The 21,779-nt window shown below is 70.8% G+C and carries 17 protein-coding genes; 3 read left to right on the top strand and 14 right to left on the bottom strand.

Annotated elements, in window-relative coordinates; genetic code table 11:
* Complete coding sequence (locus PUW82_RS06595; protein ID WP_274221487.1) at positions 1-870, top strand: fumarylacetoacetate hydrolase family protein; 870 nt, start codon at positions 1-3, stop codon at positions 868-870.
* Here the strand turns inward: PUW82_RS06595 and PUW82_RS06590 are convergent.
* The 10 genes from PUW82_RS06590 to PUW82_RS06545 form a co-directional block, all read right to left on the bottom strand.
* Entirely contained in the window at positions 860-2,011 is a 1,152-nt protein-coding gene (locus PUW82_RS06590) for a LacI family DNA-binding transcriptional regulator (protein ID WP_274221486.1), read from the bottom strand. The two genes, PUW82_RS06595 and PUW82_RS06590, sit on opposite strands and share 11 nt — an antisense overlap.
* A gap of 37 nt (positions 2,012-2,048) precedes the next feature.
* Entirely contained in the window at positions 2,049-3,893 is a 1,845-nt protein-coding gene (locus tag PUW82_RS06585) for a glycoside hydrolase family 3 protein (protein WP_274221485.1), read from the bottom strand.
* A 44-nt stretch (positions 3,894-3,937) separates the two neighbouring features.
* Positions 3,938-4,825 carry a carbohydrate ABC transporter permease gene (locus tag PUW82_RS06580; protein ID WP_274221484.1) on the bottom strand — a complete coding sequence of 296 codons (888 nt, stop codon included), beginning with the start codon at positions 4,823-4,825 and terminating at the stop codon, positions 3,938-3,940.
* A 4-nt stretch (positions 4,826-4,829) separates the two neighbouring features.
* Positions 4,830-5,786 (bottom strand): carbohydrate ABC transporter permease, encoded by a 957-nt coding sequence (locus tag PUW82_RS06575; RefSeq protein WP_210007330.1) that lies wholly within the window; start codon positions 5,784-5,786, stop codon positions 4,830-4,832.
* Between the two features lie 5 nt (positions 5,787-5,791).
* Positions 5,792-7,057: a sugar ABC transporter substrate-binding protein gene (locus PUW82_RS06570; RefSeq protein ID WP_274221483.1), complete on the bottom strand. Its 1,266-nt coding sequence runs from the start codon at positions 7,055-7,057 to the stop codon at positions 5,792-5,794.
* Positions 7,058-7,233: 176 nt separating this feature from the next.
* Positions 7,234-7,638, bottom strand: a complete 405-nt coding sequence (locus PUW82_RS06565; protein WP_274221482.1) for a DUF4190 domain-containing protein — start codon at positions 7,636-7,638, stop codon at positions 7,234-7,236.
* 99 nt (positions 7,639-7,737) lie between these two features.
* Positions 7,738-9,201: an aspartate ammonia-lyase gene (locus PUW82_RS06560; RefSeq protein WP_274221481.1), complete on the bottom strand. Its 1,464-nt coding sequence runs from the start codon at positions 9,199-9,201 to the stop codon at positions 7,738-7,740.
* Between the two features lie 51 nt (positions 9,202-9,252).
* Positions 9,253-10,188 carry a phosphodiesterase gene (locus PUW82_RS06555; protein WP_274221480.1) on the bottom strand — a complete coding sequence of 312 codons (936 nt, stop codon included), beginning with the start codon at positions 10,186-10,188 and terminating at the stop codon, positions 9,253-9,255.
* 23 nt (positions 10,189-10,211) lie between these two features.
* Positions 10,212-10,547 (bottom strand): peptidase, encoded by a 336-nt coding sequence (locus PUW82_RS06550; protein WP_274221479.1) that lies wholly within the window; start codon positions 10,545-10,547, stop codon positions 10,212-10,214.
* Entirely contained in the window at positions 10,544-11,779 is a 1,236-nt protein-coding gene (locus PUW82_RS06545) for an inorganic phosphate transporter (protein ID WP_274221478.1), read from the bottom strand. The genes PUW82_RS06550 and PUW82_RS06545 overlap by 4 nt, the downstream gene beginning before the upstream one ends.
* 199 nt (positions 11,780-11,978) lie before the next feature.
* Here PUW82_RS06545 and PUW82_RS06540 point away from each other — a divergent pair, with 199 nt between their 5' ends.
* Positions 11,979-14,123 carry a S9 family peptidase gene (locus PUW82_RS06540; RefSeq protein ID WP_420792725.1) on the top strand — a complete coding sequence of 715 codons (2,145 nt, stop codon included), beginning with the start codon at positions 11,979-11,981 and terminating at the stop codon, positions 14,121-14,123.
* Positions 14,124-14,142: 19 nt separating this feature from the next.
* On the opposite strand, the gene recR is transcribed toward PUW82_RS06540, so the two are convergent.
* Together recR and PUW82_RS06530 are read right to left on the bottom strand one after the other, a co-directional pair.
* Positions 14,143-14,736: a recombination mediator RecR gene (recR, locus tag PUW82_RS06535; RefSeq protein WP_274221477.1), complete on the bottom strand. Its 594-nt coding sequence runs from the start codon at positions 14,734-14,736 to the stop codon at positions 14,143-14,145.
* Positions 14,737-14,739: 3 nt separating this feature from the next.
* Positions 14,740-17,109 (bottom strand): DNA polymerase III subunit gamma and tau, encoded by a 2,370-nt coding sequence (locus tag PUW82_RS06530; protein ID WP_274221476.1) that lies wholly within the window; start codon positions 17,107-17,109, stop codon positions 14,740-14,742.
* 102 nt (positions 17,110-17,211) lie between these two features.
* Between PUW82_RS06530 and PUW82_RS06525 the strand changes: the two genes are divergently transcribed.
* On the top strand, positions 17,212-18,327 hold the full coding sequence (locus tag PUW82_RS06525; protein WP_274221475.1) for an NAD(P)-binding domain-containing protein: 1,116 nt from the start codon (positions 17,212-17,214) through the stop codon (positions 18,325-18,327).
* A 20-nt stretch (positions 18,328-18,347) separates the two neighbouring features.
* Here PUW82_RS06525 and PUW82_RS06520 read toward each other — a convergent pair whose 3' ends face one another.
* Positions 18,348-20,930 (bottom strand): glycoside hydrolase family 65 protein, encoded by a 2,583-nt coding sequence (locus tag PUW82_RS06520; RefSeq protein ID WP_274221474.1) that lies wholly within the window; start codon positions 20,928-20,930, stop codon positions 18,348-18,350.
* A gap of 74 nt (positions 20,931-21,004) precedes the next feature.
* Positions 21,005-21,733 (bottom strand): HAD family hydrolase, encoded by a 729-nt coding sequence (locus tag PUW82_RS06515; RefSeq protein WP_274221473.1) that lies wholly within the window; start codon positions 21,731-21,733, stop codon positions 21,005-21,007.
* Positions 21,734-21,779: the final 46 nt, after the last annotated feature.

Genomic DNA, 21,779 nt, shown 5'->3' with positions numbered 1-21,779 from the left:
ATGCGCTTTGCCCACGTGATGACCGCGGGGGCCGACGAACCCCGACTCGTGCTCGTCGACGACGACCGGGCCACCTTCGTCGGCGACCTGTTCGACGGCGCACCCGATCGGCTGCAGCAGCTGGTCGAGCTCGGCGACGAGGGTTTGGCGCGCGTCGCCGAGGCCGCTGCGGCCGGTGGTGTCGCCTGGCACCAGCTCGCGGGCGTCACCTACGCGTCGGCGGTGCTCGCTCCCCCGATCGTGCTCGCCGTGGGACTCAACTACGCCGCCCACTCGAGCGAGCTGGGTTTGAAGGCCGACAGCGCGCCGACCGTGTTCACGCTGTGGCCGAACTCGCTGACCGCGCACGAGGCGACGACCTCGTGGCCGCGGAGCCTCAGCGAGTCGGTCGACTACGAGGCCGAGCTCGGCGTCATCATCGGACGCCCGGCCAAGAACGTCGCCGCCGATGCGGCCCTCGACCACGTGTGGGGCTACACCGTCGTCAACGACATCACCGCCCGCGACATCCAGTTCTCCGAGGCCCAGTGGTCGCGCTGCAAGTCCTTCGACGGCTTCACGCCCACCGGTCCCTTCGTCGTCACCGCCGATGAGATCCCGGACCCGCAGGACCTGCACATCTGGGCCGTCGTCGACGGACAGACGGTGCAGGATGCCTCGACGGGCCAGATGATCCGCTCCGTTGCGACGCTCGTCGCGCACCTGTCGACTGCGGCGACGCTGCTGCCGGGAACGCTCATCTCGACCGGCAGCCCCGGCGGTGCGGGCTACTCGCGCGACCCGCAGATCTTCCTGCGCGACCGCTCGGTCGTCACGGTGGGCATCGACGGCATCGGCGAGCTGCGCACCCACTGCCGCATCACCGACTGACGGCGACCCCGCAGCCGCAGCTGCCGCCGATGCGCAGCTCGACCTCGACGCGCACGCTGCGTCGCTCGAGTGTGCCGTCGGCGGGGTCGTTGAGCAGCAGATGCGCGGCGAGGCGCCCCATCAGCTCCATCGGCTGGCGCACGGTCGTCAGCGGCGGCGTCGACATCCGTGCCGCCTGGATGCCGTCGAACCCGGCGAGTCCCACCTGACGCGGGACGTCGACGCCGTGGGCGTGCAGCACGTCGAGGGTCGCGAGAGCCAACTGGTCGGTGGCGCACAGCACCGCGTCCGGCAGCGCCCCGGCACGGATGCGACCGGTGAGTTCGGGGAACGATGGCGAACGCTCGAGGTTCACGACATCGAGCACCTCGGCCGAGGCCCCCGGATGCGCGGCGACGGCATCGAAGAACGCCGTCCGTCGCTCGTCGGTGTCGAAGCCCGCGGGAGCGTCGATCCATCCGAACGAGCGCGCGCCGTGCGTACGGACGAAGTGGTCGACGAGCATCCGCTCGCCACCGGCGTTGTCGGCGAGCACGTGATGGGCGTCGCCGATCGGCGAGCTCAACACGACCACCGGCAGCGTCGAGGCGACCGAGCCGAGCGAGGCGTCGACGGTCGCGCCGGGCAGGATCGCGAGACCATCGACCTGGCCCGCCGTGTCGGCGATCTCGGAGGCGCCGCGGCCACCGGTGCTCAGCAGCACCGCCGACCCGTTCCGCTTGCATTCGAGGACGAAGCCGCGCTGGACCTCGTCGACATACAGCGGGAAGGTGCGCGGCTCACTGCGACGGCTGTCCTCGTCCGAGTCCCAGGCGAGCAGGCCGCCGTCGAGGTCGAGATCGGCCAGATCCGTGAGACGGCTCCGCGCGGGCGGCGCGGGTCGCGCGGGATCGAGGTCGAGGGGCGTGGCCGACTCGACGAGCAGGTCGAACAGGTGCAGCCCGAGCACACCGGTGCGGCCGCGCGCGAGGTTCCGGGCCGAGCCGCTCGGGACGTACCCCAGCTCGCGCGCGACACGGAGCACCACCTCGCGGGTCTCGCTGCGCACCTTGTCGGGCCGCCGGAACGCGAACGACACCGTCGCGATCGACACCCCGGCCCGTTCCGCGACGTCATAGACGGTGGGACGCCCGATCGCCATGACTACCTCGATTCCTCGGGGAGTCTACCCAGCGGCCTCATGCCGTCACGATCGACAGACCGGTGCCACGCGGGAAGATCGGATCGACCGTGTCACCCGGGACGTCGGTGCGCGAACGCCGGACCTGATCCATCGAACGGGGGATCTCGACGGGCAGCTGTCCCCGCGGCGCCACCGCCCCCGTGAGGGCGGCCAGGACCGCGGCATCGGAGCTGCCGTAGTCGGCGACGATCGCCGAGGCGACCGGCACGAGCGGGGTGAGGATCGCCGGTCGGTCGAGCCCGACGACCACCACGAGCGGGGCGTGCGCGGCGACGCGGGCGAGCCGCGCCACGAGGCCCGGCCCGAACTCGAGGGATCCCTGGTGGAACCACTTCTCGAGGAAGAGGTCGTCGCGCGGCTCGAACGGCGCTCCGATCCGGACCACGGCGACGTCGGCATCCTCGGGCCGCGACACCCGCTCGCCGACGGCCGCGAGTGCATCGTCACCGATGTTCTCGGCGTACACGCGCGGGCGCGGCGTCGCCCGGAGCGGCAGGACGCCGTCCCGGTTCTGCAGCACCGTCAGCGACTCGGCCTGCGCCCGCTCCCCGAGCGCGCGGAACTCGGCGTTGCCGACGATGCGCTCGGCCTCGTCCTCGTCGACGTACGGATCGTCGAACAGGCCGAGGCGGAACTTCACGAGCAGGATGCGGCGGGCCGAGACGTCGACGCGTTCGATCGGCACGACGCCGCGCTCGACGAGGTCGACGAGCAGCTCCGTGCACTCCTCGCCGCCGAACTGGTCCACGCCGGCGTCGAGCAGGCGCAGCATCCGCTCGGTGGGGTCGAGCTCTTCGACTCCCCAGGCGCGTGCGGGGAGGACCTGATCGCCGACGTGGTTGTCGTTGACGAGCTCCCAGTCGGTGACGACGACGCCGTCGTAGCCCAGCTCGTCGCGCAGCAGGTCGGTGATGATCTGCCGGTTGTAGGCGAATCCGACCTCGGCGATCGGCTCTCCGTTCCGCTCGAGACCGACGGGCATGCCGTAGTAGGGCATCATGCCGGCGGTGCCGCGTCGGATCGCTTCGCGGAACGGCTCGAGGTGATACTCGAACATCTCGCCCGGGTACACCTGCTCGCGCCCGTACGGGAAGTGCGCGTCCTCGCCGTCGAGCTGCGGGCCGCCGCCGGGGAAGTGCTTCGTCGTGCACGCGACGCTGTCGGCGCCGAGATGCTCGCCCTGGAACCCGCGCAGGTAGGCCGCGGTGATCTGCGAGACCCGGTCCGCGTCGAACCCGAAGGTCTGCGCCTGGCGTCCCCAGCGCGCCTCGGTCGGGAGGTCGATCTGCGGATGCAGCGCCGCGCGGATGCCGACGGCGCAGTACTCGCGCCGAGCGACGTCGGCGAACCGCTCGATGACCTCGAGGTCATCCAGCGCGGCCAGGCCCAGCGGCTCGGGCCACTGCGAGAACGGCCCGGCCGAGAATGCGACGCCGGTGTTCTCGACGAAGGCGTGGCGCGGGTCGGTGCTGATCGTGACCGGGATGCCGTGCGGCGTGCTCTCGGCAAGACGCTGCACGTGGTTGTTCCAGCGCGCGCCCTCGCGAGCCGTGCGGATCGCATGGACGTTGAAGTGGCTCATGTTCTTGCCCACGACGACGTCCGAGGTGGGCGACTTCGAGATCGCGCCCGGCGCCTCGAGCAGCTCCCCCTCGGGACCGATCTCGATGACGGTCTGGAACATCAGCCCGATCTTCTCGACCGGCGACATCCGTCCGACGAGGTCATCGGCGCGCTCTTCGGGGCTCAGGCGCGGGTCCTCGTACGGATCGAGCACCCCGTTGCCGTTGAGGTCGCGGAAGCGCGTGCCGTCGGGTGCGGTGTGGAAGTCGGGTCGCATGGAGAGCTTTCGTTCGTGGGGGGACGGATGCCGCGTCGCGGTCGTCACTTGAGTCCGGTCGTGGCGACGCCGCGGATGAACCAGCGCTGCAAGAAGATGAACAGCACGATGATCGGCGCGATGACCAGCACGGATCCGGCCAGGAGCAGGCCGTAGTTGGTGGCGTTCTGCCCCGTCGAATACAGCGACAGCGCCACCGGGAGCGTGTACATGTCCTCGCTCTGGGCCGACACGAGCGGCCAGAGGAAGTTGTTCCACGACGCCAGGAAGGTGAGGATGCCGAGGGTCGCCAGCGGCGGGCCGCACAGCGGCATCACGATCCGCGAGAAGATCCGCCACTCCCCCGCGCCGTCGAGCCGCGCCGCCTCGAGCAGCGCGTCGGGGATGCCCTGGATGAACTGGCGCATGAGGAAGACGCCGATGGGAGCGGTGATGAAGGGCAGGATGAGCGCCGGGTAGGTGTTGACCAGGCCCAGCGACGACACCATGACGAACAGCGGCACGAAGGTGACCACGCCGGGGACCATGAGCGTCACCATCACGAGGACGAAGAGCACCCGCTTGCCGGGGAACTCCATCTTCGCCAGCGCGTAGCCGACCATCGAGCAGAACACGATGTTGCCGAGCACCGTGACGACAGCCACGACGAGGCTGTTGACGAAGAAGTGGCCGAAGTCGAGCGGACCGAACCACTGGGCGAAGTTCTCACCCGTGGGGTTCTGAGGCAGCCAGGTCGGCGGCCGCTGCAGGATCTCACCCTGGGTCTTGACGGACCCGAGCAGCATCCAGACGAATGGGATGAGCCACAGCGCGAGGCCGACGCTCAGGACGGTGTACGTGATCGCGCGGGGACCGAGACCGCGGCGGCGGCGGCGACGGGTCGTCGGGGCCGGCGCGACGGTGTCCACCACGGGGGCGGGGATCGTGGTCATCGGGTCAGTCCTTCGAACGGAGCAGCCGGAACTGCAGCAGGCTCAGCAGGGCGATGGCGAGGAAGAGCACGTAGCTCGCGGCGGACGCGAGACCGTACTCGCCGAAACCGAACTGCTGGAAGGTGTAGTACGCCACCGACAGCGTCGAATCGAGCGGCCCGCCCTTGGTCATCACGAAGGCCTCCTCGAAGAACTGCAGGTAGCCGACCGAGATGAGGACGGCGCCGAGCAGGATCGTCGGGCGCAGCAGCGGCAGGGTGACCGAGATCAGTCGGCGCCACGACGAGGCGCCGTCCATCGTCGCGGCTTCGTTGACGTCCTGCGGCACCGCCTGCAGCCCCGCGAGGAAGATCACCATCAGCGTGCCGACGTTGCGCCACACCGCCATCATGATGAGCGAAGGCAACGCGAACGCGGGATCGTTCAGCCAGTTGGGCCCGTCGATGCCGACGACCGCGAGGGCGGAGTTGAGCAGCCCCTCGGGCTGGAGGATGTAGCGCCAGACGACGGCCACGGCGACGATGCTCGTGACCACGGGCGCGTAGAAGCCGACGCGGAAGAACGCCACGATGCGCCCTCCCCCGCTGTTGAGCGCAAGCGCGAGAGCGAGGGCGAGCACCATCGTCACGGGGATGCCGACGACGACGAAGACGGCCGTGACACCGAGCGAGGTGAGGAAGCGCGGGTCGCGGAAGAGGGTCGCGAACTGGTCGAGCCACACGAAGTTCACCGCGAACGGCGAGGTGATGTCGCGCGCCGTGAAGTCGGTGAACGACATCGCGAACGACCCGACGATCGGGAAGAGCATGAAGACGGCGAACACGGCGACGAACGGCAGGCAGAACGCCCACGCGATGAGCGCCTGGCGCTTGCGCTGGCGCGCATGCAGGCCGCCGGGGCGGGAGGCCCCGCGGCCGGAGTCGGTGACGGCTCCGGCCGCGGGGAGGGTGGACGTGGACATCGAGGTCACTTCACGCCGATGGCGTCGGCGTCCGACTGGAGCTTCTGCAGCACGGTCGCGACGTCGGCGCCGCCACGACGCAGTTGCTCGAGCGCCTGATCGCCCTTCGCGGCGACCTGCACCCAGCTCGTGGTGACGGGCGGAGCCTTGGCCGTCTGCAGCTGCTCGCCGAAGGTGGTCAGGCTGGTGTCATCCGCCAGCGCGGGGTCGTCCCACGCAGCCTGCAGCGCCGGGAGGTCACCGGTCTCCTCGTAGAAGGCGACCTGCGTCTCGGGCTCGCTCAGCCAGCGCACGAGCTTCCAAGCCGACTCGGCGTTGGCGCTGTTCTCGAACACGACGAGGTTCGCGCCGCCGCTGAACGACACCGACTCGTCGGCTGCCGGCAGCACGGCCGTGGTGTACTTCGAGGCGAAGTCTTCGCCGCCCACGAGCTCGAGCTGGCCTCGGAGGAACGGCCCTTCGACGACCATGGGGGTGGTGCCGGCGACGAACTCCGACTCGGTCGCTCCGGCCGAGACATCAGCGTCCGCATCGGCGAGCCCCTTGTCGAAGAAGCTCTGGTAGTACGCCAGCCCCTCGGCCATCTCGGGGGTGTCGAGGGTCCAGGCGTCTCCGTCGATCAGCTCGGCGCCGGCCGACCACGGCATCCACATGGCGCCCTGGAAGGAGTCGTTGCCACCCGGCATCCGGATGCCGAAATCGGCGCCCGCCTTGTCCTTCATGTCGGCGGCGAGCTGCTGCAGCTCGTCCCAGTCGGTCGGCGCCTGCGTCCAGCCGGCCTGCTGCGCCAGGTCGGTGCGGTAGTACAGCACGCGGGTGTCCACGTACCAGGGAACGCCGGCCGCACGGTCGTCGAACTCGGTGGTGCTGAGCGGGCCGGGGAAGAAGCCGTCGGTCGGGATCTCGGCGGGAACCGTCGCGAAGGCGTCGCCGAAGTCGGCCATCCAGGTCGAACCCATCATGGCGATGTCGGGGGTGTTGCCCCCGGCGATCGCCGTCTGGATCTTGTTGTGCGCCGCATCCCACGGGATCGCGGTGACCTCGATCTTCACATCGGGGTTGGCCTCTTCGAACTCTGAGACGAACTCGGGCAACGCCTCGCCCTCGGCCCCCATCGCCCAGACGCTGAGCGTCCCGGTGGCCGGGCTGTTGTCGAGCGAGGTGACCTCGGCCGGGCCTGAGGCCGTCTCGTCGGCGCGACCGCAACCGGTGAGCACCAGGGCGAACACCGCGAGGGTCGCGACACCGCCGGCCACTGTTCTGAACTTCACGTCTTCCTCCTTGAATCGCGGATGACACGGTGCGATCAAAGCGCTTAAACCGTGCCCTCCCGAGTTTAAGCGCTTTGATGCCGCCGCCGCAACCGGCCGCTCCGAGCTGAGACCGCACAGCGAAAGCCCCCGCGGTCGTCCGCGGGGGCTTTCGGGTACTCGGCGTGCCGACGGCGTCAGCGCATGTCGGCGCAGGACTGCGTCTGGCCCCACACGGTCACCGTGTCGGCGCCTTCGACGACGCACGCCTGGTAGACGTCGTTCGCCACGTTGCCGAAGATCGTGAAGAGCACGATCGCCACGATGATGCCGACCACCATGAGGACGGCGCTGATGATGATCGCGGCCAGAGCGAACCCGTTCTTGTGCCCGGCCTTCTTGCTCTGGACCAGCGCGACGATACCGAGCACCAGCGCGACCAGCTGCGCGAAGAACGACAGGATGAACGCGACGATGCCGAGCGTCTTGCCGGGCACGGGCGCGTTGGAGTTGCCGTACGACGCGTCCGAGGACGAGGTCGGGTAGGCCGGCGGCTGGTACGCCGGAGGCTGCGGCGCGGACGAGTTGTTCGGGTCGGTCATGGGGTCCCCCGGTCGGTCGAGAAGCGATGAACACCACCGACGTTAGCGACAGCGGTCACCGCCGCACAAAGGCTTGCGCGGGCCGGGTGCGCGGAGTCGTCAGCGCGCGGCATCCTCGTCGACATCGGGGCGCACGATCGGGATCGCCGCCGTGATCGCCTGCAGGCCCGACAACCGCGCCGGCGACAGCTGCTTGTCGACCTCTTCGCGCGACATCAGACCGGCCTCGACGACGAGGTCGCCGACGTTGCGGTGGGTCAGCAGCGCCGTCTTGGCCAGAGCCGCGGCCGCCGCGTACCCGATGAAGGGCGTGAGGGCGGTGACGACGCCGACCGACGAACCGACCATCGCGCCCAGGCGCTCGTGGTTGGCCGTGATGCCGTCGATGCAGTTGACGCGCAGCGTGCGCATCGCGCGCCGCATCCAGGTGATCGACTGGAAGATCGAGTGCGCGATGATCGGCTCGAAGGCGTTCAGCTGCAACTGTCCTCCCTCGACGGCCATCGTGACCGTGAGGTCGGCGCCCGCGACGGCGAAGGCGACCTGGTTCACGACCTCGGGGATGACGGGGTTGACCTTGCCCGGCATGATGCTCGACCCCGCCTGCCGCGGCGGCAGGTTGATCTCGCCGAAGCCGGCCTGCGGGCCGCTGGAGAGCAGACGGAGGTCGTTGCTGATCTTCGACAGCTTGATGGCGTTGCGCTTGAGCGAGGATGAGAACGACATGAACGCGCCGGTGTCGCTCGTCGACTCGACGAGGTCGACGGCGCTCGACAGGTCGAGACCGGTGATCTCGCGCAGGTGTCGCACGACGCTCGCGCGATAGTCGGGATGCGTCGTGATCCCGGTGCCGATCGCGGTCGCGCCCATGTTGATCTCATACAGCAGCGACGCGTTCTCGCCCAGGCGCTCGAGGTCCTCGCCCAGCGTCGTGGCGAAGCCGTGGAACTCCTGGCCGAGCGTCATCGGCACGGCATCCTGCAGCTGCGTGCGACCGACCTTCAGGACGTCGTGGAACTCGACGGCCTTCGCGAGGAACGACGCGCGCAGCAGCCCCAGCTCATCGAGCAGCGTCTGCAGGTCGAGGCCGAGCCCCACCTTGATGGCGGTCGGGTAGACGTCGTTCGTCGACTGGCTGCGGTTGGTGTGGTCGATCGGCGACAGATAGGCGTAGTCGCCCTTCTCGCGGCCGGCCATCTCGAGCGCGATGTTGGTGATGACCTCGTTCGCGTTCATGTTGGTCGAGGTGCCGGCACCACCCTGGACCACACCCACGACGAACTGGTCGTGGAACTCGCCGTCGATGACCCGCTGTGAGGCGCGGTCGATGAGGTCGGCCCGCTCCGGGTCGAGCGCGCCGATGTCGCGGTTGGCGCGAGCCGAGGCCTGCTTCACCATCGCCAGCCCCCGCACGAGGTCGCGATACACCGAGATCGGGCGCTGCGAGACCGGGAAGTTCTCGAGGGCTCGCGCCGTGTGCACCCCCCAGTAGGCGTCGGCGGGGATCTCGAGGGATCCGAGCGAATCGGTCTCGGTGCGGGTGGCGGGAGTGGGCAAGCTCATGCACGGGTCCTTGTGGGTCTCACGGCGATGGGAGGGACGCTCCCAGCCTACTCAGCGCTTACGCGAAAAAGCCTCGAGCCGCTCCTGCGGCGAGAGGGCTGCCATCCGTGCGGTCCACTCGGCCGAGAAGTAGTCGCCGGTCGGGGCCTCGACGACGGGGACGACCGCGTGGGTGATCACGTCGTCGTAGACGTGCACGAGCTGGAAGGCCTGGCCCGCATCCATGCCGTTCACCGCGGCGGCCGGGCGCTGCAGGTTCATCGTGTAGCAGGTCGCCGAGGCCACGCTCACGGGAACGCCGGCGAAGGTGCCCGAGGTCGAGTAGTGCAGATGACCGGCGAGGATGCCGCGCACGTCGGTGCCCCGGATGACATCGGCGAACGCGTCCTGCTCGCGCAACTCGAGGATGTCGAAGAACGGGATGTGGCTCGGCAGCGGCGGGTGGTGCAGTGCGAGGATCGTGCCGTGCGGTGCCGGCTCGGCGAGCACCTCGTCGAGCCAGGCGAGCTGGTCGGGGTCGATCTGCCCGTGGTGCCATCCCGGCACGGTCGAATCGAGCGCGACGAGGCGGAGCCCGCGCAGGTCCCACACCCCCGTCAGCGGCGCGTCGTCCCGACCGCCCGGCCCGGCGGCATCCATCAGGCCCGCGCGCATCGCGGGGCGCTCGTCGTGGTTCCCCGCCACCCAGACGACCGGGGCGCCGAGGCGCTCGGCGACGGGCTCGACCGCATCGCGCAGCCGGCGGTAGGCGTCGGGCTCGCCGAGGTCGGTGAGATCGCCCGTGAACACCAGGGCGTCGGGACGCACGCCGGTTCGCTCGACGGCGGCGAGGGTGGCCGCGAGATTGGCCTCGACGTCGTAGCGACCGCCCAGGGCGGCACCGCCGGCGAGCAGGTGCGTGTCGCTGAGGTGGACGATCACGTGCTCGGCGGGTGCGTGGCGCCCGAACTGCACGCGTGCGGCTTCGGACGATTCGCGAGAGCTCATACGGTCAGCCTAGGCCGGGGCTCCTACCGGCCCGCGACGATGAGGACGATGCCGCCGAGAACCGCCAGCCCGCACAGGGCGAAGGCTCCGACGGCGCCGATGAACGCGACGCGCTTCTGCCCCGCGGTGAGCGGGTTCTTCTTCGCGGCCTTGGCGGCGGCCTTCGCCCGGCGGCGGGCCTGCTTCTCGCTGATCACGGCGATCGCGTCGGTGAACTCCGCCGGGCTGACCACCGGCACCCGGCCCGCGCGCACGAGCAGGCGCAGCCCGAGTGCGTAGAACCCCACGACCAGGAGGGCGCCGCAGATGGCGGCGGCGAAGACCTGGACGAAGGCGAGCCAGTCGATCGAGACGCTCATCGGTCCTCCTCCCGTGTCGGAGTCTGCGCGGCGGCGGCCGCCTTCTCGCGACGCTGACGGCGGGTGGGCGGCGGGTCGGCCGGCACATCGACGGCGAGGCCCGAATCGGCGACCTCGCTCATCGCGTTCCCCGCGTGCACCTCGTCGCGACGCGAACGCAGGAACAGCACCACCACGATCGCGACGGCGAGCACCGCGTCGACGATGATGCCGACCGCGCCGAACCACACCACGAGGAGCGCGGCGAGCGCGCCCACGGCGCCCGAGGCCGGCAGGGTGAGCAGCCACCCGATCGCGATGCGGCCCGCGGTGCGCCAGCGCACGGTCGAGCCGCGGCGCCCGAGACCCGAGCCGATGACCGAGCCCGAGGCCACCTGCGTCGTCGACAGCGCGAAGCCCAGGGCGCTCGAGGCGAGGATCGTCGAGGCGGTGGATGCCTCGGCCGAGAAGCCCTGCGCCGGCTTGACGTCGGTGAGTCCCTTGCCGAGCGTGCGGATGATGCGCCAGCCGCCCATGTAGGTGCCGAGCGCGATCGTGACGGCGCATGCGACGATGACCCACAGCTGCGGCTCGGCGTGCTCGGCGTTCTGCCATCCCGCGGCGATGAGGGCGAGAGTGATGACGCCCATCGTCTTCTGCGCGTCGTTGGTGCCGTGCGCGAGCGCGACGAGCGACGAGGTGAAGATCTGGCCCCAGCGGAACCCGTCGCGCCCGTCGGGCTTGCCGTCGTGGCGACGGGTCACGGCATAGGCGACCTTCGTCACGGTGAAGGCGATGATCCCGGCGGTGACCGGGGCGATGAGCGCGGGCAGGATGATCTTGCTCAGCACGACGCCGAAGTCGATCGCCATGGCGCCGACGCCGACCAGGGTCGCTCCGATCAGGCCGCCGAACAGCGCGTGCGACGAGCTCGAGGGCAGCCCCAGCAGCCACGTCAGCATGTTCCAGGTGATCGCGCCGATGAGTCCGGCGAAGATCAGCGGCAGCAGAGCCGTCGCGGCGAGCTGATCCTCGTGGATGATGCCGTGCGAGACGGTCTTGGCGACCTCGGTCGACAGGAAGGCTCCGACGAGGTTGAGTCCGGCCGCCAGCAGCACGGCGACCTTGGGCTTGAGCGCCCCGGTCGCGATGGGCGTCGCCATGGCGTTCGCCGTGTCGTGGAAGCCGTTGGTGAAGTCGAAGAACAGGGCCAGTGCGATGACCAGCAGGAGGATCAGGACAGCGGTTTCCACTACGCGCTCTCTGTGACGTGCGGCCGCGCGAGCGCGGGTCCGCAGGACGAATCGGGATGCCGCGGCGGCGGCGGGCGCGAACGAAGAGTTCACCGTCTGTTCAGGGTCCGGCAACCGGACCATCGAATCCTGCCACATCGATCCGTGCGACCGGCAATCGTCCGGCCGGGCAGCGCGGACGCGGCACTACCGTGGAACGGTGACCGATTCTCGCGACACCGCATCACCGTCCGCCCCGATCGCCCCCGTCCACGAGCACCGACGCCGGCACCACGGCGACGAGGTGATCGACCGGTACGAGTGGTTGCGCGCGAAGGACGACGCCGCCGTGCTCTCGCACCTCGAGGCCGAGAACGCGTACACCGACGCCCGCACCGAGCACCTGGCGGCGCTCCGCGATCGCATCTTCGACGAGATCAAGGGCCGCACGCTCGAGACCGACCTGTCGGTGCCGTCGCGCCGCGGCCCGTGGTGGTACTACAGCCGCACGGTCGAGGGCAGCCAGTACGGCATCCACTGCCGCGCTCCCCTGGCCTCGGCCGACGACTGGACGCCCCCGCAGCTCGAGCCCGGCGTCGACGTGCCCGGTGAGCAGCTGCTGCTCGACGGCAACGTCGAGGCCGAAGGCGCCGAGTTCTTCTCGCTCGGCAGCTTCGAGGTCTCCACGGACGGCTCGCTGCTGCTGTACGGCGTCGACACCGAGGGCGACGAGCGCTACACGCTGCGCATCCGCGACATCGCGACCGGCCGCACATTGCCCGACGAGATCCCCGGCACCTTCGCCGGTGCCTCGCTGTCGCCGGACGGCCGATTCGTCGTCTACTCGACCGTCGACGACGCCTGGCGCCCCGACTCGGTGTGGCTGCACGAGATCGGCACCGACCCGGCATCCGATCAGCGTCTGTTCCACGAGCCGGACGAGCGCTACTGGGTCGGCGCGGGCTTCACCCGCAGTGACCGCTACCTCGTGATCGAGGTCGGCTCGTCGATCACGAGCGAGGAGTTCCTCGTGCCCGCCGACGACCTGCGAGCCGAGCCCCGGTCGGTGTGGCCGCGCCGCGAGGGCGTCGAGTACGAGCTCTCGCACGCGGTCGTGGACGGCGAGGACGTGCTCTACATCCTGCACAACGACGGCGCGCTGGACTTCGAGCTCGTCCGCGTCGCCGCCGACGACCCCACCGGTGCCCGCGAGGTCGTGCTTCCCCACGTGCCCGGGCGCCGCTTGGAGGGCCTGTCGACCTTCCGCGACTGGGCGCTGCTCGGCTACCGCCGCGAGGGGCTGCAGCGTCTCGGCGTCTTCGACTACGCGAGCGGATCGGTCGACGAGATCACCTTCCCCGAACCGTTGTACACCGTCGGCTCGGGCGGGAACCCCGAGTGGGCTCCGCCCGTGGTCCGGCTCGGATACGGCTCGTTCGTGACGCCCGCCGCCGTCTACGACTACGTCGTCGAGACCGGCGAGCTGCTCTTGCGCAAGCGTCAGCCGGTGCTCGGCGGCTACCAGCCGGAGGACTACGAGCAGCGACGCGTTTGGGCGGTCGCCGACGACGGAACCCGCATCCCCGTCTCGGTGGTGTGGAAGCGCTCGTTCGGCGACCCCGCTGCAGCGGATGCCGCTCCGCGCGCGCTGCACCTCTACGGCTACGGCTCGTACGAGCACTCCATCGACCCGGCGATGTCCGTCGCTCGGCTCTCGCTGCTGGATCGGGGCGTCGTCTTCGCCGTCGCACACGTCCGCGGCGGCGGCGAGATGGGCCGCCAGTGGTACGAGGAGGGCAAGCTGCTGCACAAGCGCAACACCTTCACCGACTTCGTCGCCGTCGCCCGCCACCTCGTCGACACCGGCTACACCGCGCCGGATCGGCTCGTCGCCGAGGGTGGATCGGCCGGCGGGCTGCTGATGGGCGCCGTGGCCAACCTCGCCCCGGAGCTGTTCGCCGGCATCCTCGCCGCGGTACCGTTCGTCGACGCGTTGACGACCATCCTCGACCCGTCGTTGCCGCTGACGGTCATCGAATGGGACGAGTGGGGCGACCCGTTGCACGACGCCGAGGTGTACGCCTACATGAAGTCGTACTCGCCCTACGAGAACGTGCGCGAGGGCGTCACCTATCCCCGCATCCTGGCGGTGACCTCACTCAACGACACGCGTGTGCTGTACGTCGAGCCGGCGAAGTGGGTCGCCCGCCTGCGCGAGGTCGGGGCCGACGCGCTGCTCAAGTGCGAGATGTCGGCCGGCCACGGCGGCGTGAGCGGGCGCTACAACTCCTGGCGCGAGCGCGCCTTCGAGCTGGCTTGGCTGCTCGACGTCGTGGGTCTCGCCGACGCGCCGACGGAGTCCTGAGGCCGGGCGAGGGTCGCCGTCAGAGCTGGCGGCGGCCCTCGAAGGCTCGCCCGAGGGTGACCTCATCGGCGTACTCGAGATCGCCGCCGACGGGCAGCCCCGACGCGAGACGGGTGACCCGGATCTCGAGCGTCGTCAGCAAACGGCTGAGGTACGTCGCCGTCGCCTCGCCCTCGAGGTTCGGGTTCGTGGCGAGGATGACCTCTTGCGCCGTGCCGTCGGCGAGACGCTGCATGAGCTGCGCGATGCGCAGGTCGTCGGGACCGACGCCGCCGATGGGGCTGATCGCACCGCCGAGCACGTGATAAAGCCCGCGGAACTCGCGGGTGCGCTCGATGGCGGCGACATCCTTCGCGTCTTCGACCACGCAGATGAACGTGCCGTCACGGCGCGGATCGCGGCAGATGGCGCAGCGCTCCTGCTCGGAGACGTTGCCGCACAGCTCGCAGAAGCGCACGCGTTCACGCAGCTCGCCCAGCAGGTGCGAGAGCTTCGAGACGTCGAAGGTCGGCGTCTGGAGGATGTGGAACGCGATGCGCTGCGCCGACTTCGGCCCGATACCGGGAAGCCGGCCGAATTCGTCGATGAGGTCTTGGACGATGCCGTCGTACATGGCTTATCCGAATCTCGTCGGTGACGTGAAGGGCTCTTCGCGGACGAAGGTGGCGCCGAGCATCTGGCGGACGACCGCCTCGCCGTAGCGCTCGATGCCGCCGCGACGCGGCGTGGAGCGCTCCGATGCCGGTACCGGGGCCGGAGCGGGCGACGTCGCCGAAGCGGGCGACGGGCCGGCTGCCGGCAGCGCGGTGCGCTCGGACGCGGCGCCGACGAACGACTCGGGGGCGCGACGCTCGACGGCGGCCGGGGCACGCGGCGGCAGGGGGGCCTCGTCGTCGATCGGCGGCGGAGGGTCGTCGCGGTCTTCCTCGTCGATCGGCGGCAGCGGATCGGGGTACCGGTCGATGTCACCGTCGTGCGGTGCCGTCAGCGTGCGCACCGGTGCGACGACGGCGTCCTCGGGCTCGTCGTCGACGGCGAGCTGGGCAACCGGCTCGCCCTGCGGGATCGGAGCCACCGCCCATTCGGTCACGGGCGCGGCGTACGCGGCGCCGCGCGTCGGCGCGCCGCCCGCCCGGCCGGCCGGCTGGCCCGACCCGGCGGGAGCGGATGCCGCCGCCGGAGCCGACGCGGCGGGCGAGGCGGATGCCGCAGGCTGAGCCGATGCGGCGGGCGGTGCGGACGAGGAGGGCGCACCGGTCCCCGTGGAGCGGCCGTCGGGCTGCGGGCGGGCGTCGCCACCGGGCTCGCCGCCGGGGGCGCTCGGCGCGGGGCCACCGGGCGCGGGCCCGCCGCCGGGGTCGGAGTCGTGCCGGGCGACGTACTTCACGCGCACACCCAGGACGCCGAGGATCGCTCCGCGCAGGTCTTCGCTCGGCCCCTTTCCGGCGTTGAGCTTCTTGAACTGCAGGACGTCGGAGTGGCTCTGGAACGACAGCGTCAGCACGCCCGTCTCGGAGAAGGCGACGGGCGAGGCGACCGAGGCGATCATCCACGACGTGCGGCTGATGGACTCGAGACGCTGCAGCACCTCGGGCCACGCGTCGCGCATCTGCCCGAGCGTGACCGTCGACGGGTCGCGCGGCTCGGCGGAAGCGGCATCCGACCCGTTCGACGCCGCCGGCGACGGCGCGGCCGACGACGCCGGTGCCGCCGCGGCGGGTGCGGCCGCCGGCGACGCCGGGCTGGACGGCGCCGCGGGCGCGGATGCGGCGGGCGTGACGATGCGCGGCGGCGCAGCCGGCTGCGACGAGGCCGCGGGGGCCGATATCGCCGACGAGGCGGGAGCGGCGGCGACCGGCGCGCCGCTGGTCGCCGGTACCCCGTGCTGCGCTGCGGCCAGGACGCGGGCGACCAGCAGCTCGAGCTGCAGTCGAGGCGAGGTGGCGCCCGACATCTCGTCGAGAGCGGAGACGACGAGATCGGCGGTGCGCGAGAGCCGGTCGGTGCCGAACATCGACGCCTGCCGGTCCATGCGCTCGAGCTCCTCGGCGGAGACGCCGCGCAGCACCGCCGACGCGCCCTGGCCGGTGGCCGAGACGATGATCAGGTCGCGCAGCCGCTCGAGCAGATCGTCGACGAAGCGCCGCGGATCCTGCCCGGTCTGGATGACGCGGTCGACGGCGGCGAAGGCCGCCGCGGCATCGACGGCGCCGAACGCACCGACGACCTCGTCGAGCAGCTCGGCGTGGGTGTAACCGAGCAGCGCTACGGCCCGCTCGTACGCCACGGCGCCGTCGTCGGAGCCGGCGATCAGCTGATCGAGCAGCGACAGCGTGTCTCGCGGTGACCCGCCGCCCGCCCGGACGACCAGCGGCAGCACGCCCGCCTCGACCTGCACGCCTTCTTGCGTGCACAGCTGCTCGACGTACTCGAGCATCGCGGCGGGTGCGACGAGCCGGAACGGGTAATGGTGGGTGCGCGAGCGGATCGTGCCGATGACCTTCTCGGGCTCGGTCGTGGCGAAGATGAACTTCACGTGCGCGGGCGGCTCTTCGACGAGCTTGAGCAGGGCGTTGAAGCCCTGCGCCGTCACCATGTGCGCCTCGTCGAGGATGAAGATCTTGAACCGGTCGCGGGCCGGCGCGAACACGGCGCGCTCGCGCAGGTCGCGGGCGTCGTCGACACCGTTGTGGGATGCCGCGTCGATCTCGACGACGTCGAGCGATCCCCCGCCGCCGCGGCTGAGCTCGACGCAGCTGTCGCACGTCCCGCAGGGAGTGTCGGTCGGCCCCTGCGCGCAGTTGAGGCAACGAGCGAGGATGCGGGCCGACGTGGTCTTTCCGCACCCGCGGGGGCCGGAGAACAGGTAGGCGTGGCCGACGCGGTCGGAGCGGAGCGCCGTCATCAGGGGTTCGGTCACCTGCGACTGGCCGATCATCTCGCCGAACGCTTCGGGACGGTAGCGGCGGTAGAGGGCGGTGGTCACCCGAACAGACTACGGCGTACCACCGACATGGGCCCTGCCCGCATCCGCCCCGCTCGGCCGCCGAGCGGGAACAGCGCAGGGGGCGGCGCGGTTGCACGGAGCATGGATGCCGTACCCGTCGATGTCGTCGTCATCGGCGCGGGACAGGCCGGACTCTCCGCCGCGTACCACCTGCGGCGCCGGGGATTCGAGCCCGTCGGTTCCGGTGCCGCCGAGCGTACCTTCGTCGTGCTCGACGCCGAACGCGCGCCGGGCGGCGCGTGGCAGCACCGGTGGGAGTCGCTGCGCATGGAGACCGTCAACGGCATCCACGAGCTCCCGGGGTTCGCGGTGCCGCCCGCCGACCCGCGGGCGTCGGCCCGGTCCGTGCTGCCGGCCTACTTCGACGCGTACGAGCGGCGATTCGACCTGCGGGTGCAGCGCCCCGTCGACGTGCGGCGGGTCGAGCGCGCGGACGACGATCCGCGCGGCCGACTGCGCGTGAGCACGGACGTCGGCAGCTGGTCGGCGCGCTGGGTCGTCAACGCGACCGGAACCTGGCGCCGACCGTTCTGGCCCCACTACCCCGGCTCCGACACCTTCCGCGGCCGCCAACTGCACGTGCACGACTACATCGCGGCCGACCGGTTCGCCGGCGAGCGTGTCGTGATCGTCGGTGCCGGCATCTCGGCCATCCAGCTGCTCGATGAGATCTCCCGCGTCGCCGACACGTTCTGGGTGACCCGCGATGAGCTGCGGTGGGATGCGGGCGACTTCGACACCGCCGCCCGCATCGCCGCCATCGCCGGCGTCGAGGAGCGCGTGCGTCAAGGCCTGCCCCCGGGCAGCGTCATCTCCGTCACGGGCCTGCACTGGAACCGCTGGGCCCAGGCGGCTCACAACCGGGGCGTGCTGGTGCGGCATCCGATGTTCGAACGCATCGAGCCGGGCGGCGTACGGATGCCCGATGGCTCGTTCGAGCCCGCCGACGCGATCCTGTGGGCGACCGGCTTCCGCGCCGACATCCCCCACCTCGCACCCCTCGGCCTGCGGACGCCGGCCGGCGGTGTCCGCGTCGCGAACGGCCGCTCGCTCGACGAGCCGCGTCTGTTCCTGATCGGCTACGGGCCGTCTCAGTCCACCGTCGGCGCGAACCGCGCGGGCCGCGACGCGGTGCGCGCGATCATGGCCGATCTCGCATCCGACACGTCCGCCACCGCCGTGTCCACGCACCGCTGAGCGCGCGGACACGGCGATGCTCAGGCGTCGAGGCCCGTCCGTACCTGCTCGGTGAAGTTCTGCTCGTAGTCGGTCACGACGGGGATCTCGCCGGTGATCGTCGGGACGGTACCCGTCACCGTCGGGATCGACGTGGTGACCGTCGCGACCGGAACGGAGGCGCCCAGCAGCGATCCGTCCTCGCGGCGCGATTCGGCGACCTGGCGCAGCGACGGCCGTCCCGTGAGCAACGGCCCCTGACCGGCGAGCGGGATGGTGACGGACTCGCCGCCGGCCACCCGCACATCGCGCCCCCGCACCGAGAAGTCCACGGCCTCGCCCGGGCCGGCGTCGACCGTCAGCGCGTTGGCCGTCACGGTGACATCCAGCCGCGTGCCGCGCCAGTGCAGCGTGAACTCGAGCGACGGCCAATCCCGCGGCAGCCGCGGGTCGAAGCTCAGCTCGCCGTAGTGGTCGCGCATGCCGCCGAAGCCCGACACGAGCGACGTCCACACACCGCCGGCGGATGCGACATGCACGCCGTCGGCGGCGTTGCTGTGGAGGTCGCCGAGGTCGACGTAGATCGACTCGAGGAAGTACTCCAGCGCCAGGTCCTGGTACCCGACTTCCGCTGCGAGGATCGACTGCACGACCCCCGACAGCGTCGAGTCGCCCGTGGTCAGCGGGTCGTAGTACTCGAAGTCGGCCAGCTTCTCGGCGTCGGTGAAGTGGTTGCCCTGCAGGAAGAGCGCCAGCACGACGTCCGCCTGCTTGAGCACCTGGTAGCGGTAGATCACGAGCGGGTGGAAGTGCAGCAGCAGCGGCCGCTGGCTCTCGGGGGTGTTCTCGAGGTCCCACACCTCGCGGTCGAGGAAGACCGCGTCCTGGGGGTGGATGCCGAGCGATTCGCTGAACGGGATGCGCATGGCCTCGGCCGCACGCTCCCACGCGTCGGCCTCGCCGGGGTCGAGCTCGAGCCGGTCGACGAGCGCGCGGTAGGCCTCCGGCGCCTCGTCGGCCATGTCGCGCACGGTGCGCGCCGCGAACCGCAGGTTGAAGCGGGCCATCACGTTGGTGAAGAGGTTGTCGTTGACGACGGTCGTGTACTCGTCGGGGCCGGTGACACCGTGGATGTGGAACGACTCGTCGTCGCCGGTGTCGCCGGAGCGCCAGAAGCCCAGCGTCGACCACAGCCGCGCCGTCTCGACGGCGATGTCGACCCCCTCGCGATACAGGAAGTCGGTGTCGCCGGTCGTCCGGACGTACTTGGCCAGCGCGAAGCTGACGTCGGCGTTGATGTGGTACTGCGCGGTTCCGGCGGCGTAATACGCCGACGCCTCCTCGCCGTTGATGGTGCGCCACGGGAAGAGGGCGCCCGCCTCGTTCAGCTGACGGGCGCGGCGCCGCGCAGCGGGAAGCATGAGGTAGCGCATGCGCAGCGCGTTCCGGGCCCACAGCGGCGTCGTGTACGCGAGGAACGGCAGGACGTAGACCTCGGTGTCCCAGAAGTAGTGGCCGCTGTACCCCGACCCCGACACGCCCTTCGCCGGCACGCCCTGGCCGTCCGCGCGCGCGGCGGCCTGCGCGAGCTGGAACAGGCACCAGCGGGTCGCCTGCTGCAGGTCGTCGTGGCCGCCGATACGGACGTCGGAGCGACGCCAGAAGTCCGCGCACCACGCCGCCTGGCGCTCGAACTGCGTGTCGACGCCCTCGTCGCGCACGCGGTCGAGCATGCGGCGCCCGCGGTCGACGAGCTCGCGCGCGGGCACGCCGCGCGAGGTCTGGTAGCTCACGAGCTTGGTCACCGTGATGGGGACGCCGCGCTTGGCGTGCACACGGAAGACGTTCTTGGCGATGTCGGGCTCGACGAGGCGGCGGGCGGAATGCTCGTTCTCGGTCTCGACGATGTGGTCGGCGACGACGGCGACGGTCATGCCCGAGTTGGACGCCTTGTACGACAGCACCGCGCGGCCGTCCTCGTCCTGCCAGTACTCCTGCGGCTGCAGGACGCGCTCGTCGATCTTCTCGGTCTTGCGCGGGTCGAAACCGGCCTTCGGCAGGTTGGGCGCGGATCCGCCGTAGACGTCCTCGCCGTCCTGGCGGTTGACGATCTGGCAGCTGACGGTGACGGGGGCGTCGGCGTTGAGCACGGTCACGGTGAGCCGCATGATGGCGAGGTGCTTCTCTTCGAACGACACGAGGCGCTCGAAGTCGACCTGCACCTCCTTGCCGCTCGGCGTCATCCAGCGCAGCTTGCGCGTGAGCACACCCGTGCGCATGTCGAGCGCGCGCTCGTAATCGCGGACGTCCGCGATGTCGAGGGTCAGCGGCTCGTCGTCGACGTAGACGCGCATCACCTTCGCGTCGGGCGCGTTGATGATCGTCTGACCGACCTCGGCGAAGCCGTACGCCTGCTCGGCGTGACGGATCGGGAAGATCTCGTGGAACCCGTTGATGAAGGTGCCGTGCTCCTGCGCGTTGCGTCCCTCGGGGTGGTTTCCGCGCAGACCGAGGTACCCGTTGCCGACGGCGAAGAGGGTCTCGGTGACGCCGATGTCATCGACCGAGAAGCTCGTCTCGACGAGTCGCCAGGGGTCGACGGGGAAGCGATCGCGATCGATCATGACGGCCTTCCAGAGGGCGGTGACCGGCCGCGGGAGGTGGCCGGTGGATGCGGGTGAGTTCGGGTGATTCGGGTTCAGACGAAGGCGTCGAGATCGTCGACGACGACGTTCGCTCCGAGGGCGCGGAGCGTGTCGGCGCCGGCACCGCGATCGACCCCGACCACGAGAGCGTAGCCTGCCGCGACGGCCGACTCGACGCCGGAGTGCGCGTCCTCGATGGCGACCGAACGCGCCGGGTCGACGCCGAGCATGCGCGCGCCTTCGGCGAAGACGTCGGGCGCGGGCTTCGAGGGCAGGTGACGCTCTTCGGCGATCACGCCGTCCATCACCACCGGGAAGCGCTCGAGCAGGCCGGCGACATCGAGAACCTCGCGCGCGTTCTTCGAGCTCGACACGACGGCGATGGGGATGCCGGCCGCCTGCAGCTTGTCGACGAGGGCGAGCGAACCGGGGTACGGGGCGATGCCCTCGGCGCGCAGCACGCGCTCGAAGACGGCGTTCTTCCGGTTGCCGATGCCGCAGACCGTGTCGGCGGAGGGGTCGTCGCCGGGCTCGCCCCACGGCACCTCGACGTCGCGCGAGCGCAGCAGGCTCGCAACACCGTCGTACCGCTTCTTGCCGTCGAGGTGACGGAAGTAGTCGTCGGAGGTGTAGGCGGGCGTGATCCCCCACGCCGTGAACAGCTCGGTGAACATCGCCTCCCACGCATGCATGTGCACCTCGGCGGTCGGGGTGAGAACCCCGTCGAGGTCGAACAGCACGCCGTCGTAGGTGGTCAGGTCGGGAAGCTGAGCCGCGGTCACAGACCCAGCGTAATCACCCCCGGGCCGCTCGACGCGCCACACGGCC

The organism is Microbacterium thalli (assembly GCF_028737325.1).
GTDB lineage: Bacteria > Actinomycetota > Actinomycetes > Actinomycetales > Microbacteriaceae > Microbacterium > Microbacterium thalli.
This window is presented reverse-complemented; position numbering and strand designations above follow the sequence as displayed.